15 protein-coding genes and 4 tRNA genes are annotated in these 14,740 nt (G+C 67.0%); 3 read left to right on the top strand and 16 right to left on the bottom strand.

All coding sequences use genetic code 11. The features are described 5' to 3' along the window. Positions 1 to 140: 140 nt before the first annotated feature. The 14 genes from nusG to trpE all read right to left on the bottom strand — a co-directional run bounded on the left by nusG (position 141) and on the right by trpE (position 9,350). Positions 141 to 752 (bottom strand): transcription termination/antitermination protein NusG, encoded by a 612-nt coding sequence (gene nusG, locus VBO01S_RS21955; RefSeq protein ID WP_062479316.1) that lies wholly within the window; start codon positions 750 to 752, stop codon positions 141 to 143. Then, a complete protein-coding gene (secE, locus tag VBO01S_RS21950; protein WP_062479313.1) occupies positions 752 to 1,135 on the bottom strand; it encodes a preprotein translocase subunit SecE in 384 nt (127 codons plus the stop codon). The genes nusG and secE overlap by 1 nt, the downstream gene beginning before the upstream one ends. A gap of 101 nt (positions 1,136 to 1,236) precedes the next feature. Then, positions 1,237 to 1,312 (bottom strand) — tRNA-Trp (locus VBO01S_RS21945). A 21-nt stretch (positions 1,313 to 1,333) separates the two neighbouring features. Next, a complete protein-coding gene (gene tuf, locus VBO01S_RS21940) occupies positions 1,334 to 2,527 on the bottom strand; it encodes an elongation factor Tu (protein WP_062478858.1) in 1,194 nt (397 codons plus the stop codon). A 73-nt stretch (positions 2,528 to 2,600) separates the two neighbouring features. After that, positions 2,601 to 2,675: transfer RNA gene (locus tag VBO01S_RS21935), tRNA-Thr, on the bottom strand. A gap of 42 nt (positions 2,676 to 2,717) precedes the next feature. Next, positions 2,718 to 2,791 (bottom strand) — tRNA-Gly (locus tag VBO01S_RS21930). A gap of 65 nt (positions 2,792 to 2,856) precedes the next feature. Beyond that, positions 2,857 to 2,942, bottom strand: a tRNA-Tyr gene (locus tag VBO01S_RS21925). 94 nt (positions 2,943 to 3,036) lie between these two features. After that, on the bottom strand, positions 3,037 to 3,759 hold the full coding sequence (locus VBO01S_RS21920; protein ID WP_062479310.1) for a uracil-DNA glycosylase: 723 nt from the start codon (positions 3,757 to 3,759) through the stop codon (positions 3,037 to 3,039). Then, the gene (trpC, locus tag VBO01S_RS21915) at positions 3,756 to 4,556 is read right to left on the bottom strand and encodes an indole-3-glycerol phosphate synthase TrpC (protein ID WP_062479307.1); all 801 of its coding nucleotides are present in this window, start codon (positions 4,554 to 4,556) and stop codon (positions 3,756 to 3,758) included. Before trpC ends, VBO01S_RS21920 begins: the two co-directional genes overlap by 4 nt. 37 nt (positions 4,557 to 4,593) lie before the next feature. Then, on the bottom strand, positions 4,594 to 5,616 hold the full coding sequence (trpD, locus tag VBO01S_RS21910) for an anthranilate phosphoribosyltransferase (protein WP_062479304.1): 1,023 nt from the start codon (positions 5,614 to 5,616) through the stop codon (positions 4,594 to 4,596). Between the two features lie 197 nt (positions 5,617 to 5,813). Continuing rightward, positions 5,814 to 6,872: a low-specificity L-threonine aldolase gene (gene ltaE, locus VBO01S_RS21905; RefSeq protein WP_062479301.1), complete on the bottom strand. Its 1,059-nt coding sequence runs from the start codon at positions 6,870 to 6,872 to the stop codon at positions 5,814 to 5,816. A gap of 5 nt (positions 6,873 to 6,877) precedes the next feature. Then, positions 6,878 to 7,462, bottom strand: coding sequence for an aminodeoxychorismate/anthranilate synthase component II (locus tag VBO01S_RS21900; RefSeq protein ID WP_062479298.1), 585 nt, complete (start codon positions 7,460 to 7,462; stop codon positions 6,878 to 6,880). Further along, positions 7,459 to 7,851 carry a GxxExxY protein gene (locus VBO01S_RS21895; RefSeq protein ID WP_056514741.1) on the bottom strand — a complete coding sequence of 131 codons (393 nt, stop codon included), beginning with the start codon at positions 7,849 to 7,851 and terminating at the stop codon, positions 7,459 to 7,461. The genes VBO01S_RS21900 and VBO01S_RS21895 overlap by 4 nt, the downstream gene beginning before the upstream one ends. After that, positions 7,848 to 9,350, bottom strand: coding sequence for an anthranilate synthase component I (trpE, locus tag VBO01S_RS21890; protein ID WP_062479295.1), 1,503 nt, complete (start codon positions 9,348 to 9,350; stop codon positions 7,848 to 7,850). The genes VBO01S_RS21895 and trpE overlap by 4 nt, the downstream gene beginning before the upstream one ends. Before the next feature lie 334 nt (positions 9,351 to 9,684). Between trpE and VBO01S_RS21885 the strand changes: the two genes are divergently transcribed. Next, positions 9,685 to 10,290 (top strand): chalcone isomerase family protein, encoded by a 606-nt coding sequence (locus VBO01S_RS21885; RefSeq protein WP_062479293.1) that lies wholly within the window; start codon positions 9,685 to 9,687, stop codon positions 10,288 to 10,290. Positions 10,291 to 10,306: 16 nt separating this feature from the next. Here the strand turns inward: VBO01S_RS21885 and VBO01S_RS21880 are convergent, their stop codons facing one another. Beyond that, positions 10,307 to 10,984, bottom strand: a complete 678-nt coding sequence (locus VBO01S_RS21880) for a phosphoglycolate phosphatase (RefSeq protein WP_062479291.1) — start codon at positions 10,982 to 10,984, stop codon at positions 10,307 to 10,309. 79 nt (positions 10,985 to 11,063) lie between these two features. Here VBO01S_RS21880 and VBO01S_RS21875 point away from each other — a divergent pair, with 79 nt between their 5' ends. Then, a complete protein-coding gene (locus VBO01S_RS21875) occupies positions 11,064 to 12,296 on the top strand; it encodes an NUDIX hydrolase (protein ID WP_062479288.1) in 1,233 nt (410 codons plus the stop codon). Positions 12,297 to 12,302: 6 nt separating this feature from the next. Here VBO01S_RS21875 and VBO01S_RS21870 read toward each other — a convergent pair whose 3' ends face one another. Beyond that, the gene (locus tag VBO01S_RS21870; protein ID WP_062479285.1) at positions 12,303 to 13,007 is read right to left on the bottom strand and encodes a response regulator transcription factor; all 705 of its coding nucleotides are present in this window, start codon (positions 13,005 to 13,007) and stop codon (positions 12,303 to 12,305) included. A gap of 253 nt (positions 13,008 to 13,260) precedes the next feature. Here VBO01S_RS21870 and VBO01S_RS21865 point away from each other — a divergent pair, with 253 nt between their 5' ends. After that, positions 13,261 to 14,586: a DotU family type IV/VI secretion system protein gene (locus VBO01S_RS21865; RefSeq protein ID WP_062479282.1), complete on the top strand. Its 1,326-nt coding sequence runs from the start codon at positions 13,261 to 13,263 to the stop codon at positions 14,584 to 14,586. Positions 14,587 to 14,740 lie beyond the last annotated feature (154 nt).

The following is a 14,740-nucleotide window of genomic DNA, read 5'->3' as shown; positions in this document are numbered from 1 at the left end:
CTTTGCTCCTTGCGGGTGATATCGCCTTGGCTCTCGCCGCGGCTCCCCGGGGTTAAACGACTCTTCGATCAAGACCGCGCGCCGAGTCGGACAACGCGCAGCCGGAAACTGGCAGGCCCGCCCGAAGGCAGGCCATGGGATCAGGTCTTCTCGACCTGACCGAATTCGAGCTCCACAGGGGTGGCGCGGCCGAAGATCATGACCGACACGCTGACCTTGCTCTTCTCGTAGTTGACGTCTTCCACCGTGCCATTGAAGTCGGTGAACGGGCCTTCCTTGACGCGCACGAACTCACCCACGGTGAACTCGACCTTGTGGCGCGGCTTCTCGGTGCCCTGCTGCATCTGGTTGACGATGTCCTCGACCTCTTTCTGCGAGATCGGAGCCGGACGGTTCTTGGCGCCGCCCACGAAACCCGTCACCTTGTTGGTGTGCTTCACCAGGTGCCAGCTCTCGTCATCCATGATCATTTCGACCAGCACGTAGCCCGGGAAGAAACGGCGCTCGGTGGTGCGCTTCTGGCCGTTCTTGATCTCGACCACTTCTTCGGTCGGAACCAGGATGCGGCCGAACTTGTCCTGCATGCCGGCGCGGGTGATGCGCTCGGTGATGTTGCGCTCGACAGCCTTTTCCATGCCCGAGTAGGCATGCACCACGTACCAACGCAGATCAGGGTTGGCAGCGGGGGTCAGGAGAGGGTTCTGCTCCTCTTCCGGCGTGCTCTGCGTGGTTTCAACTGCGTCGTCGGTCATTATTTTCTCCAGCCCAGAATGAGGTCAAAGAACACCCATTCGAGCGTCTTGTCGGTGAGCCAGAGGAAGACGGACATGATCGCCACGAAGGCGAACACATAGGCCGTCATCTGCATCGATTCCTTACGGGTCGGCCACACGACCTTCTTGACCTCGCGCCACGAGTCACGACCGAAAGCCCACAGCTGACGGCCATTCTCGGAGCTGCCGAAGGCGCCCACGGCCGCGGCCAGACCGACCAGCAGCGCAGCCCATTGCACCAGCGAGCCTTGGCGCGACAGCAGGTAGAACGCGACGATCGCGCCCACTGCCAGCACCACCGCCGCAGCCAGCTTGGCTTTGTCGGCACCCGTGCTCACGGTTTCGATTTGAGAAGTGGCCATGTCGGCTGATTTCCTGTGGCCTCGCGGCCTTCAATTCAATGCGTCTCTTGAGACGCCGAAGCCCATCGGATCGCGATGGGCTTGTCGGGGTGCCACCTAGGTGGCAGGGGCAGTAGGAATCGAACCTACAACCTTCGGTTTTGGAGACCGACGCTCTGCCAATTGAGCTATACCCCTCCGGTACTCTTTACGCTCGGCTTAGATGTCGAGGATCTTGGCCACGACGCCCGAACCCACGGTACGGCCGCCTTCACGGATGGCGAAGCGCAGGCCTTCTTCCATCGCGATCGGGTTGATCAGCTTGACGGTGATGCTGACGTTGTCGCCAGGCATGACCATTTCCTTGTCCGCGGGCAGCTCGATCGCGCCGGTCACGTCCGTCGTGCGGAAGTAGAACTGCGGACGGTAGTTGTTGAAGAACGGCGTGTGACGGCCGCCTTCGTCCTTGGACAGGACATACACCTCGGCGGTGAAGTGCACGTGCGGCTTGATCGAGCCGGGCTTGCACAGCACTTGGCCGCGTTCGACTTCTTCGCGCTTCGTGCCGCGCAGCAGCACGCCGACGTTGTCGCCAGCCTGACCTTGGTCCAGCAGCTTGCGGAACATTTCCACGCCGGTGCAGGTGGTCTTGACGGTGGGGCGGATACCGACGATTTCGATTTCTTCGCCGACCTTGATCACGCCGCGCTCAACAGCGCCAGTCACCACGGTGCCGCGACCCGAGATCGAGAACACGTCTTCCACGGGCATCAGGAACGTGCCATCCACAGCGCGCTCGGGCGTGGGGATGTACGTGTCCAGCGCTTCGGCCAGCTTCATGATGGCGCCTTCGCCCAGGTCGCCCTTGTCGCCTTCCAGGGCGAGCTTGGCCGAGCCGTGGATGATGGGGGTGTCGTCGCCGGGGAATTCGTACTTGTCGAGGAGTTCGCGAACTTCCATTTCGACCAGCTCGAGCAGTTCCTTGTCGTCGACCATGTCGCACTTGTTCAGGAACACGATGATGTAGCCCACGCCCACCTGGCGAGCCAGCAGGATGTGTTCACGGGTCTGGGGCATCGGGCCGTCAGCAGCCGAGCACACCAGGATGGCGCCGTCCATCTGGGCAGCGCCGGTGATCATGTTCTTCACGTAGTCGGCGTGACCGGGGCAGTCGACGTGTGCGTAGTGGCGGTTGGCCGTTTCGTACTCGACGTGTGCGGTGTTGATCGTGATGCCGCGGGCCTTTTCTTCAGGCGCTGCGTCGATCTGGTCGTAAGCCTTGGCTTCGCCGCCGAACTTGGCCGACAGCACGGTGGCGATCGCAGCCGTCAGCGTGGTCTTGCCGTGGTCAACGTGACCGATCGTGCCCACGTTCACGTGCGGCTTGGTGCGGGTGAATTTACCTTTTGCCATTTTTCGACTCCGAAAAAAACGATTTCAACGCATGCAGATGGGTCGCAAGCCTGTCGTTGCAACCCCAGAAAACTGGTGCCCTTTGCGGGAATCGGACCCGCGACCTCTCCCTTACCAAGGGAGTGCTCTACCACTGAGCCAAAAGGGCTTTTGTTCTAACCAAATCGCTTCCGGCGCCGAACCGGGTCTCTGGAGCGGGAGACGGGAATCGAACCCGCGTCATCAGCTTGGAAGGCTGGGGTTCTACCATTGAACTACTCCCGCATCGGGGGCACTTCAAGGCACCCAAAGCGCTAGATCCAATCGCTCTTAGAAACCAAATTCATCGCTGGTGGAGAGGGCTGGATTCGAACCAGCGTACTCGTAAGAGGGCAGATTTACAGTCTGCTGCCATTAACCACTCGGCCACCTCTCCGGCGAACCTCGAAATATAGCACGATTTTGTGACTACACAGGATTCCCAGCAAAAGATGAAGCGTGGAAACCTGCTCGAGGTGTGAAGCCTCTGATTATGAGCGAAGTTCGGAGCCTCCCGACTGCTGCGCCTCACGCCATGCACGGGCTTGGCCAAAATGACCGCAGCCGATGAACGGAACGGGCGGCCGGAGCGCAGAGAGTGGCGAGGGATGATTCGACATCAGCACCTTATGGCGCTCAACGTCAATCAACGCGCGCTTACTTTGCGCGTGCGAGCCCCATAGCATAAAAACAACAGGGCGTTCACCCTGCGCCACGTGGCGAATCACGGCGTCGGTGAGCACCTCCCAGCCGCGGCCCGCGTGGCTGGCCGGCTGGGCCTCTTCGACCGTGAGACAGGTGTTGAGCAGCAGCACGCCGTGCGTCGCCCACTTCACGAGACTGCCGCCCGGGTTCGGAAACGCCGGCGGCGGCGTGCCCAGGTCGCGCTGGAGCTCCTTGAAGATGTTGCGCAGCGACGGCGGCAGGGCCACGCCCGACGCCACCGAGAAGGCCAGGCCCTCGGCCTGCCCGCGCCCGTGGTACGGGTCCTGACCCAGGATCACCACCCGCACGTCTTCCGGCGGCGTGAGTTCCAGCGCCCGCAACGGCTGCGGCGGAAAGATCACCGCCCCGGCATCGAGACGCTCGCGCAGGAAGCCCTGCAGCTTCTGGCCGACCGCGCCGCCAAAGAAATCATCGACCAGCGGCTGCCAGCCCGGCGCCACCGGCCAGTCGGCAGGATCGCTGCTCGACAGCTGGTCCGGCCGCGTCATTTGAACAACGCAGCGAGGGCCTCGCCGGGTTCCTTGGCGCGCATGAAGGCTTCGCCGACCAGGAAGGCGTTGACGCCCGCGGCGCGCAGCGTGGCGACGTCTTCGCGCGTGGCAATGCCCGATTCGGTCACTGGCAGGCGATCCGCTGGCAGCTTGGGCAGCAGATCGATCGTCGCCTGGATCGACACCTCGAAGTTGCGCAGATTGCGGTTGTTGACGCCGATGAGCGCCGTCTTGAGCTTCAGCGCGCGATCGAGTTCGGCCGCGTCGTGCACCTCGACCAGCACCGCCATGCCCAGCCCGCGCGCAATGGCTTCGTAGTCCTTCATCTGCGCGTCGTCGAGGCAGGCGGCGATCAACAGGATCGCATCGGCGCCCATCGCGCGCGATTCGTACACCTGGTAGGCGTCGACGATGAAATCCTTGCGCAGCACCGGCAGGTCGCACGAGGCGCGCGCCTGCTTGAGGTAGTCGACGCCGCCCTGGAAGAACTGCTTGTCGGTCAGCACCGAGAGGCAGGCCGCGCTGACCACGCCGTCGCCCTCGGCATAGCTTTGCGCGATGTCGGCCGGAATGAAGTCTTCGCGCAGCACGCCCTTGCTCGGGCTGGCCTTCTTGACTTCGGCGATCACCGCCGCCTGGCCGGCCGCGATCTTGGCGCGCAAGGCGGCCTCAAAGTCGCGCGTGAGCACGCGGCTTTCGGCATCGAAGCGCACGGCCTCGAGCGGGGCACGCTTCAGTGCAGCGGCGACTTCCTGGCGTTTGACGGCGACGATCTTGTCGAGAATGTCTGACATGGCTTGCTCTGCTTTCGGTGGCACGACGGCCTGATTCTCAGAAGGAGGTGGAGGCCTTGACCAGCTCAGTGAGCTTGGCCTTCGCCGCACCGGATGCGATGGCCTGGCGCGCACGCTCCACGCCCGCCGGCACCGAGTCGACCACGTTGGCCGCGTACAGCGCCGCGCCCGCATTGAGGAGCACGATGTCCAGCGCCGGGCCGGCCTGGTTGTCCAGCACGCCGATCAGCATCGCCTTCGATTGCTCGGGCGTCTCGACGCGCAGCGAACGGTTGCTCGCCATCTGGAAGCCGAAGTCTTCCGGGTGCAGTTCGTACTCGCGAATTTCGCCGTCCTTGAGCTCGCCGATCATGGTGGCGGCGCCCAGCGAGATCTCGTCCATGCCGTCGCGGCCGTAGACCACCAGCGCATGTTCGGCGCCAAGGCGCTGCAGCGCACGCACCTGGATGCCCACGAGGTCGGGGTGAAACACGCCCATCAGGATGTTCGGCGCACCGGCCGGGTTGGTCAGCGGGCCGAGGATGTTGAAGATCGTCTTGATCCCGAGTTCCTTGCGCACCGGCGCGACGTTCTTCATCGCCGGGTGGTGGTTCGGCGCGAACATGAAGCCGATGCCGACCTGCGCGATGCACTGCGCGATCTGCTCAGGCTTGAGGTTGATGTTGACGCCCAGCGACTCCAGCACGTCGGCACTGCCCGACTTGCTCGACACGCTGCGCCCGCCGTGCTTGCTGACCTTGGCGCCGGCCGCGGCCGCCACGAACATCGAGCAGGTCGAGATGTTGAAGGTGTGCGAGCCGTCGCCGCCGGTGCCGACGATGTCGACAAGGTTCGTGGTGTCGGCCACGGGCACCTTGGTCGACACCTCGCGCATCACCTCTGCGGCCGCAGTGATCTCGCCGATGGTTTCCTTCTTGACGCGCAGGCCGGTGATCAGCGCGGCCATCATCACGGGCGAACACTCGCCGCTCATGATGAGCCGCACGATGTGCAGCATCTCGTCGTGGAAGACTTCGCGGTGTTCGATGGTGCGCTGCAGCGCTTCCTGGGGGGTGATCATGAAGGGTCTCCTCGGTGTGTGCGTGTAGCCAGGCTTCAGAAGGTGTGAATGAATCCGGCGTGGCCGAGCAGCCCGCCCAGGCGCACCCCATCAAGGCGCAAAGCGCAGCCATAGCTCGGGCTATGGCGAGCATTTGCAACGCAGAGGGGGCGTGTCTGGGCGGGATGAGCGGACATGGCGGGTTCGTTCACACCTTCTCAAGCCTTGAAGAAGCCGCGGATCGCCGCGACCGCGCGGTCGACGCCCGCGGCATCGACATCCAGGTGCGTCACGAAGCGCAGGCGGTAGAGCCCGGTCGCAAGGATGCCCTGCTGGTTGAGGCTGGCGAGCAGCTCCGAAGAACGCGCCTGCGCCGCCCCCGTGAGATCGACGAACACGATGTTCGTGTGCGGCGCCTCGACGGTCAGGCCTTCGATGCCCTCGAGCCCCTGTGCGAGCCGCTGCGCCAGCGCATGGTCGTCGGCCAGGCGATCGATGTGGTGATCGAGCGCGTGCGACGCAGCTGCTGCAAGCAACCCCGCCTGCCGCATGCCGCCGCCCGCCATCTTGCGGATGCGGTGGGCGCGCGCGATGAACTCGCGCGAACCGACCAGCGTCGAGCCGATGGGTGCGCCCAGGCCCTTGCTGAAGCACACCGACACGCTGTCGAAGCACTGCGCGATGCGGCGGGCTTCGGCGCGAATGTCGGTTCGCTTGTTCAGCGCGGCCTGTGCGGTGGCGGCATTGAAGAGCCGCGCGCCATCGAGGTGCCGCTGCAGTCCCTTGCTTTTCGCCAGGTCGGTGGCGGCCTGCACGTACTCGAAGGGCAGCAGCTTGCCGCCCAGCGTGTTCTCCAGCGCCAGCAGCTTGGTGCGCGCGAAGTGCGCGTCGTCGGGCTTGATGGCCGCCTCGATCTGCGCGAGCGGCAGCGTGCCGTCGGGCGCGTGGTCGAGCGGCTGCGGCTGCACGCTGCCGAACACCGCGGCGCCGCCGCCTTCCCAGCGGTAGGCATGCGCCTGCTGGCCGACGATGTACTCGTCGCCACGGCCGCAGTGCGACAGGATCGCGCACAGGTTGCTCTGCGTGCCGGTGGGCACGAACAGCGCCGCCTCGAAGCCCAGCAGCGCGGCGATCTTCTCCTGCAACGCGTTCACGCTCGGGTCGGCACTGAAGACGTCGTCGCCCAGCGGTGCAGCCGCCATGGCCTCGCGCATCGCGGGCGTGGGCTGCGTGACGGTGTCGCTGCGCAGGTCGACAAGGGAAGAGCGGTCAGTCATGGTGATCAGTCCAGGAAGTTCTTGAGCATGGCGTGGCCATGTTCTGTGAGGATCGATTCGGGATGGAACTGCACGCCTTCGATGCGCACGTCGTGCGCAAAGCCGGTGTGCCGCACGCCCATGATCTCGCCGTCGTCGGTCCACGCGGTGACAGCCAGTTCTCTCGGGCAGCTCTCGCGCTCGATCGAGAGCGAGTGGTACCGGTTGACGATGAACTTCTGCGGCAGCCCCGCGAAAACGCCCTCTTGCGTGGTCGTGATCTCGCTGGTCTTGCCGTGCATGAGCTGCTGCGCGCGCACGATCTTGCCGCCGAAGGCCGCACCGATGGCCTGGTGGCCCAGGCACACGCCCAGGATGGGCAGCTTGCCCGCGAAGGCCTCGATGGCCGCCACCGACACGCCCGCCTCGGCAGGCGAACACGGACCCGGCGACACCACCAGCCGCGTCACGCCCGAAGCGATCAGCTCACCGATCTGCGCCACCGTGATCTCGTCGTTGCGGTGCACCTGCACGTCCGCACCCAGTTCGCCGAAGTACTGGACGATGTTGTAGGTGAACGAATCGTAGTTGTCGATCATCAGCAGTTTCATGGCTTGCTCACAATCCGGTGCACGCCCTTCACGACGGGGAACACGTTGAAGTTGATGAGAAGGCCCAGCTTGAGGCCCGACAGGCGCAATGCGGCCAGCACCTGCGCGCGGTGCAGGTCGGTCAGCACATCGACCGCCTTGAGTTCGACGATGACCGACTGCTCGATCACGAAGCCCGCGCGGTACACCTCGCCGAGCGACCGGCCCTTGTAGCTGGCCGACAGCGCCACGTCGCGCGTGAAGCCGATCTCGCGCTCGGCGAGTTCGATGGCCAGCGCTGCGGCATAGGCCCCCTCGTCGAGCCCCGTGCCGAGCACGCGTTGCACCTCGACGGCGGCGCCGATGATCTCGTGCGAGAAGTCGTTCTGGATATCAGGTGCGTTGCTCATTCCAGGCCTTCCTCGACCAGTTCGGCGGCACGCAGCAGTGCGCGCGCCTTGGCTTCTGTTTCTTTCCACTCCAGCTCGGGCACCGAGTCGGCGACCACGCCGGCCGCGGCCTGCACGTGCAGCATCTGGTCTTTCACGATGCCGGTGCGGATCGCGATCGCGACGTCCATGTCGCCCGCGTAGCTGATGTAGCCGCAGGCGCCGCCGTACAGGCCGCGCTTGGTGGGCTCGAGCTGGTCGATCAGTTCCATCGCATGCACCTTGGGCGCGCCGGTCAAGGTGCCGGCCGGGAAGGTGGCCTTGAGCACGTCGATGGCGGTCATGCCGTCCTTCAGCGTGCCCTCGACGTTGCTCACGATGTGCATCACGTGGCTGTAGCGCTCCACCGCGAAGGCTTCCGTCACCTTCACCGTGCCGGTCTTGGCGATGCGGCCGATGTCGTTGCGCGCGAGGTCGATCAGCATCACGTGCTCGGCGCGTTCCTTCGGATCGTTGATGAGTTCGACCTCGGCCGCCTTGTCGAGCTCGATCGAGGCGCCGCGCGGGCGCGTGCCGGCCAGCGGGCGGATGGTGATCTTCTGCTCGCCCTCGCCGGTGTTCTCCTGGCGCACCAGGATCTCGGGCGAGGCGCCGACCACGTGGAAGTCGCCCAGGTGGTAGTAGTACATGTAGGGCGAGGGATTGAGCGAGCGCAGCGCGCGGTACAGCGACAGCGGCGACTCGGTGTAGCGCTTGCTGATGCGCTGCCCCACCTGCACCTGCATGAAGTCGCCGGCGGCGATCATCTCCTTGGCGCGTTCCACCGCCGCGAGGTAGTCGGCCTTGGCGAAGCTGCGCTCGGCCGGATGCGGCTGCGTGGGCTTCACGATCGGCGCGCTCACCGAGTACTTGAGCTTCTCCTTGAACTCGCGCAGGCGGCGCTTGCCGACGGCATAGGCCTCGGGCTGCTTCGGGTCGGCGTAGACGATCAGGTACAGCTTGCCCGACAGGTTGTCGATGACCGCGAGTTCTTCGCACTGCAGCAGCAGGATGTCGGGGCAGCCCAGCGTGTCGGGCGGGCAGCTTTTTTCGAGCTTGCGCTCGATGTGGCGCACAGTGTCGTAGCCGAAGTAGCCGGCCAGGCCGCCACAGAAGCGCGGCAGGCCGGGCCGCAGCGCGACCTTGAAGCGCTTCTGGTAGTCGGCCACGAAGTCCAGCGGGTTGCCCTTGGCGGCCTCGACGACCTGGCCGTCGGTCACGACTTCGGTGACGGCCTCGTCGCCGAAGCCGCTGGCGCGCAGCAAGGTGCGCGCCGGCAGGCCGATGAAGCTGTAGCGCCCGAAGCGCTCGCCGCCCACCACCGATTCGAGCAGGAAGCTGTGCTTGCCGCCGCCCTGCGAATGGGCGAGCTTGAGGTACAGGGAAAGCGGCGTTTCGAGGTCGGCAAAGGCCTCGGCCATCAGCGGGATGCGGTTGTAGCCCTGGGCGCTGAGGCTCTTGAATTCAAGTTCGGTGATCACGGATCGTTCTCCAGTTGCCTGCCGACGCTCCTTTGGCCGGTGGCAAGGTCATTCACGAGAGTGGCCCGGTGCCGGCATGCGTGCCGGCTCGGAACCGCGGGCGCACGGCGTGCGCCGCGCAATCAAACAGTCAGCGATGTATGGCGACGCCAGGGCCAGGCTCCCCGGCTGCCTTCACCTGTTTGAATGATGTGATGAACGAACATGGAGCGCCGAGTTTAGCCCACGAAAACCAGGCCTTGTGCAACCGCTGGCTTCAGGGTTCCCCCGAAGCCTCTCGGATAAAACGAAAAGATACATTCGCACGACCGTTCGCAAATTCAAGGAGACTCACTTGCTCGCACCCCTGCTCCCGGCCGTGTTCTCCCGCCTCGCGGCGCTCGCTGTCCTCTCGGCCGCGCTCTGCGGCAGTGCCTTCGCGGCGCAGGTCGAGGTGGCGGGCGTCAAGCTCGACGACCAGATGGACCTGCGCGGCGCCCCGCTGGTGCTCAACGGCGCGGGCATCCGCTACAAGACCATCATCAAGGTCTACACCGCCGGCCTGTACCTGGGCAAGAAGGCCTCGACCACCGAAGAGGCGCTGGCCGTGCCGGGCCCCAAGCGCGTGGCGATCACCATGCTGCGCGACATCGATGCCAACGAACTCGGCAAGCTCTTCGTGAAGGGCGTGGAAGACAACTCGCCCAAGAGCGAGATGGTCAATCTGATCCCCGGGCTGCTGCGCATGGGCCAGATGTTCGCGGACCAGAAGCAGCTCAAGGCCGGCGACACCTTCACCATCGACTGGCTGCCCGGCACGGGCACGCTGATCACGGTGCGCGGCGTGCCGCAGCCCGACCCGGTGAAGGAAGTGGCGTTCTTCAATGCGCTGATGCGCATCTGGCTCGGCCCCAACCCGGCCGACTGGAAGCTGAAGGACGCGCTGCTCGGAAAGCAGTAACTAGCCGGGCGGCCGGTCAGGCCGTCGCGAGGTCGGCCAGCGAATCCACGAAGCCGTCCGCATCCACGCCGCGCACCGGCTCGCCGTGGTTGTAGCCGTAGGTCACGAGCACCACGGGACAGCCGGCGGCGCGCGCGGCACGCGCGTCGTTGCTCGAGTCGCCCACCATCAGCGTGCGCGCGGGCACCGTGCCCAGCGCCTCGCAGGTCTTCAGCAGCGGCAGCGGATCGGGCTTCTTGCGCTCGAAGGCATCGCCGCCGAACACCTGCTCGAAGAAGCCGTCGAGCCCCTTCGCGGCCAGCAGCGGCTTGGCGAAGGAGGTCGGCTTGTTCGTGAGGCAGGCCAGCCGCAGCCCGCGCGCGCGCAGCGCCTTCAGGCCCTCGACCACGCCGGGGTACGCGGCCGAATACCGGCCGTTGATCTCCAGGTAGTGGTGCTGGTAGCGCTCCCACGCGCGATCGAACAGCGCCGCCGGGGCCGGCGCGCCCACGTGCGCCAGCGCCGACAGGATCAGGTGCTCCGACCCCTTGCCCACCATGCGCTCGATGGCGGCGGACGCCACGGGCGGCAACTCGAGGTCGCGCAGCATGCGGTTCAGGGCCTCGGCAAAGTCGCCGAGCGTGTCGACCATGGTGCCGTCGAGGTCGACGATGGCGGCGTCGAAGCGGGAGAGATTGGTGCGAAGAGTGTCCAAGACAGGCGGCTCCCAGGGAGCGAAGTGGGTGGTGGATGCGCGAGGCACGCATTGTCCCCCGGCCGCAAAATAGGCGCCCATGACTCCCACGACGCCCCCGCCCTCCGCCCCTCGCCCCATCCGCACCGCCGCCACGCTCGTCGTCCTGCGCGACGGCCCCGAAGGCCTCGAGGTGCTGATGCTGCGGCGGGCCGAGAAGGCCAATGACCAGAACAGCGGCGCCAGCGTCTTCCCGGGCGGCATGGTCGATGCGCACGACCGCCTGCTGCACCCGCTGTGCGCGGGCCTGGACGACGCCGCCGCGAGCGCGCGGCTGGGCCTGCCCGAAGGCGGGCTCGACTTCCACGCAGCGGCGATCCGCGAATGCTTCGAAGAAGCCGGGCTGCTGCTCGCGAACGATGCGCAGGGCCGGCCGGTCGAGCTGCTCTCGCTCACGTCGGGTGAGCTCGACGCGATGCGCGCCGCCGCCGAGCGCAGCACCGACGCCCTGCTCGCCCTGTGCGCCGAGCGCGGCTGGTGCCTTGCCGTCGACCGCATCGCGTACTTCAGCCACTGGCTGACCCCGCCCGGCATGCCGCGCCGCTTCGACACGCGCTTCTTCGCGGCCGCGATGCCCGCCGGCCAGGACGTGCGCCCCGACGGCCGCGAGACCGTCGAGCACCTGTGGCTGAAGCCTGCCGACGCGGTCAGCCCCGAACGCGGCCTCAAGCTGCTGAACGTGACGCGGCGCGTGCTCGAGCACCTGGCCACCTTCGCCCGCGTCGACGACTTCATGGCCCATGCGCGCGCACTGCGCCGCATCCCGCTGACCATGCCGCGCCTGGCCGACGGTCCCAAGGGCCGACGCCCGGTGAACATGGAAGAGCCCGCCTACGACGAGATCGGGCACCTCGATCCCGACGGCCAGGGCGGCGGCCGCTATGCGCTCGAAGCGGGCCTGGTCACGCCGCTGTCCGCGCGCGTGGTGCGCGTCGTGCACGACAGCGGCCTCAACAGCTTTCTCATCGGCGGCACCGAAGGCTGGGCGCTGATCAACCGCGTGCCCGGCGATGCGGCGCACGAAGCCGCACTGCGGGCGGCGGCGCCCGGGCCGGTGCGATGGGTGTTGTCGGCGGACGCTGCGCCGCAATCCCTGGACCTCGGCGGCGCCACACTCCAGGTGCTGGGCGCACAGCGCTTCCTGCTGGCCGAGGAGCGCATGCTGTTCACGGACGACACGACGGCGCCCGTGTCCGATACGGATCACCTCGTCGAATGGATCGTGCCCGCGCGCGGCTTCATGCGCCGCCCGGCCTCGGCCGTCTCCGACTGAGCCGCGTCAGGCCTGCTGCGCTTCCGTCAGCGCCTGCGCCGCCACCACCGCCTCGGTGCGGTTGCGCACGTTGAGCGCGCGGAAGATGGCGGCCAGGTGGATCTTCACCGTGCCTTCGCTGATGCCCAGGCTGCGCCCGATCAGCTTGTTCGGCTTGCCTTGCGACAGCAGCTGCAGCACCTCGACCTGCCGCTCGGTGAGCACGCTGCGCAGGTGTTCGAGCGTCTGGGTACCGCCGCCGTTGCCGCCACCGCCGCGCGCAAAGGGCTCGCCCGCCGCGGCAGACGACGGCGACACGCCGGCCACGATGCCGGGCGGCAGCGCCGTGAGCATCATCGGCGGCACGTAGACGCCGCCCGCCAGCACCAGGCGCACGGCCGACAGCATGACGTCGGGCGAATAGGCCTTGGGAATGAAACCGAGCACGCCGCGTTCGAGCGCGCTGCGCATGATGGACGGGTCTTCGTAGCCCGACAGCACGATCACGGGCACGGCCGGGTGTCGTCGCCGGATCTCGTCGATGTGGGCCTGCCCGTCCGCGCCGGGCATGTTGAGGTCGATCAGGGCCAGGTCGAGATCGTCGGTCGCGCCGGCAAGCAGTTCGTCGACGCTCAGCGCCAGGACGAACTCGATGCCAGCTCCCAGCTCCGACAACTTGGCTTTGACCGCCTCGATGACGAGCCGGTGGTCGTCGGCGATCAGAATTTTCATGGCATACCCCAGTGTCCCAACGTCAATGTGCATTGGATTCTTCTGCGACTGCGAAGATAACGGCGATTGCCCCGTCCAGCAAGGCCGCCGCGCCCCACCAACGGCATAGACCCCAAGCGGTATGGCGGCCCCGTGGGCCCGTTGAAAAAATGAACGCCCACTCCAACGACCGGGGACATGGGCATGTGCGATCGCTGCAGACGCCGGTGCAAGGCATGCTTCGCAATGCACGCTTGAGAAGCGGGCATCCCTCATGGCCCGCCTGCTCGACTGCTTCTCGCCCTTCATTGCCTTCGGTCTCGGCCTGGACGCATCGATCGCGGCCGGCCACCCCACCCTCACCCACGGCGACGCCCAGCGCGAGGCCCTGCGCCTGCTGGACATCGCGCGCGCCGACGCCGACGTGGCCGGCGCCACCGCCACGCAGATCGAATCGGCCGCCTTCGCCATGGTCGCGTGGCTCGACGAGATCCTGGCGCGCCACCCCGACGCGGTGGACGGCGCGGCGCCGCTGCAGGTGCAGCTGTTCAACTCCAACAACGCGCACAGCGAGTTCTTCCACCACCTCTCGGCCCTCGGCGCGCAGGACCATGCGGTGCGCGAGGTCTACTGGCACGCACTGGCCCACGGCTTCAAGGGCCAGTACTACTTCGAGTCGGGCGACGAGGGCGAGCTCGGCAAGCTGAAGGACCTGCACGGCCGGCAGCTGCAACCGCCGCCGCTCGAACTCGGCAGCCTCGCGCAGGACCACATCACGCCCCAGCCCTACGGCGTGCCCGACCCGCGCGGCCCGGCCGACATGCGCCGGCGCGACCGCACCGTGCTGCGCACCGGCGCCGCGCTCGCCGTGCTCGTGCCCGCGCTCTTCCTGCTGTGGCACTGGCTGGCGGGGCCGCCGACCGCCGGCACGGCGCTCACGCAGCGCATCGACCGGCAACTCGCCAGCTACGCCTGCGCCGACCTCGAGGCCTCGATCGACCCCGACGGCCGCCCGCGCGTGACCGGCTTCGTCTCGCAGCGCGACGACCTGCTCAAGGTGGCGGAGGACGTCGCCGCCATTCCCGGCGTGCGCGCGCCGCAGTTCGACATCGGGCTGCGCGTGTGGCCGCACTGCGAGGTGTTCGCCATCCTCAAGCCCTCGCAGGCACGCAACCGCCAGAAGAACCACGGGCTGAGCGTGAGTGCGCCGTCCGCGCGCGACGGCCGGCTGCGCGAGGGCGACGCGGTGCGCGTGCAGGTGGTGGCGCCGCGCCACGAGAGCTACATCTGGGTCGACTACTACACCGCCGACGGCTCCGTGATGCACCTGAACACCGGGCCGGCCCCGACGCGGCTGCGCGCGGGCGAGTCGCTGGAACTCGGGTCCGACATCCCCTCGAGCTGGCTCGTGAGCCCGCCCTTCGGCAACGTGCTGATCACCGTGCTGTCGGCGCCGATGCCATTCAGCGAAACCTCCGACCGTCCGCCGTACGAGATGGCCTCGGCCTACCTGCTGCGCCTGCGCGAGGCGCTGGCGGCCAGCCGGAACAGCGAGCGGCTGATCGCCGACTTCATCTCCCTCGAAACCGTGGCGCGCTGACCTCGCCCTTCCCCACCATGTTCGACACGCTGTCGCCCGTGCACCTCTTCTGGCCGCTGCTCGCGGTCTGCCTCGCCGGCCTGGCGCTGCTGTACGCCGCCGTGCGCGACGCCGGCCGCGGCGCGCGGCGACGAGGCCTGCTGCGGCGCGTCGA

Origin of the sequence: Variovorax boronicumulans NBRC 103145 (genome assembly GCF_001591345.1) — a bacterium.
Taxonomy (GTDB): domain Bacteria; phylum Pseudomonadota; class Gammaproteobacteria; order Burkholderiales; family Burkholderiaceae_C; genus Variovorax; species Variovorax boronicumulans.
Note: the sequence above shows the minus strand (reverse complement) of the source record. Positions and strands in the feature narration are given on the sequence as shown.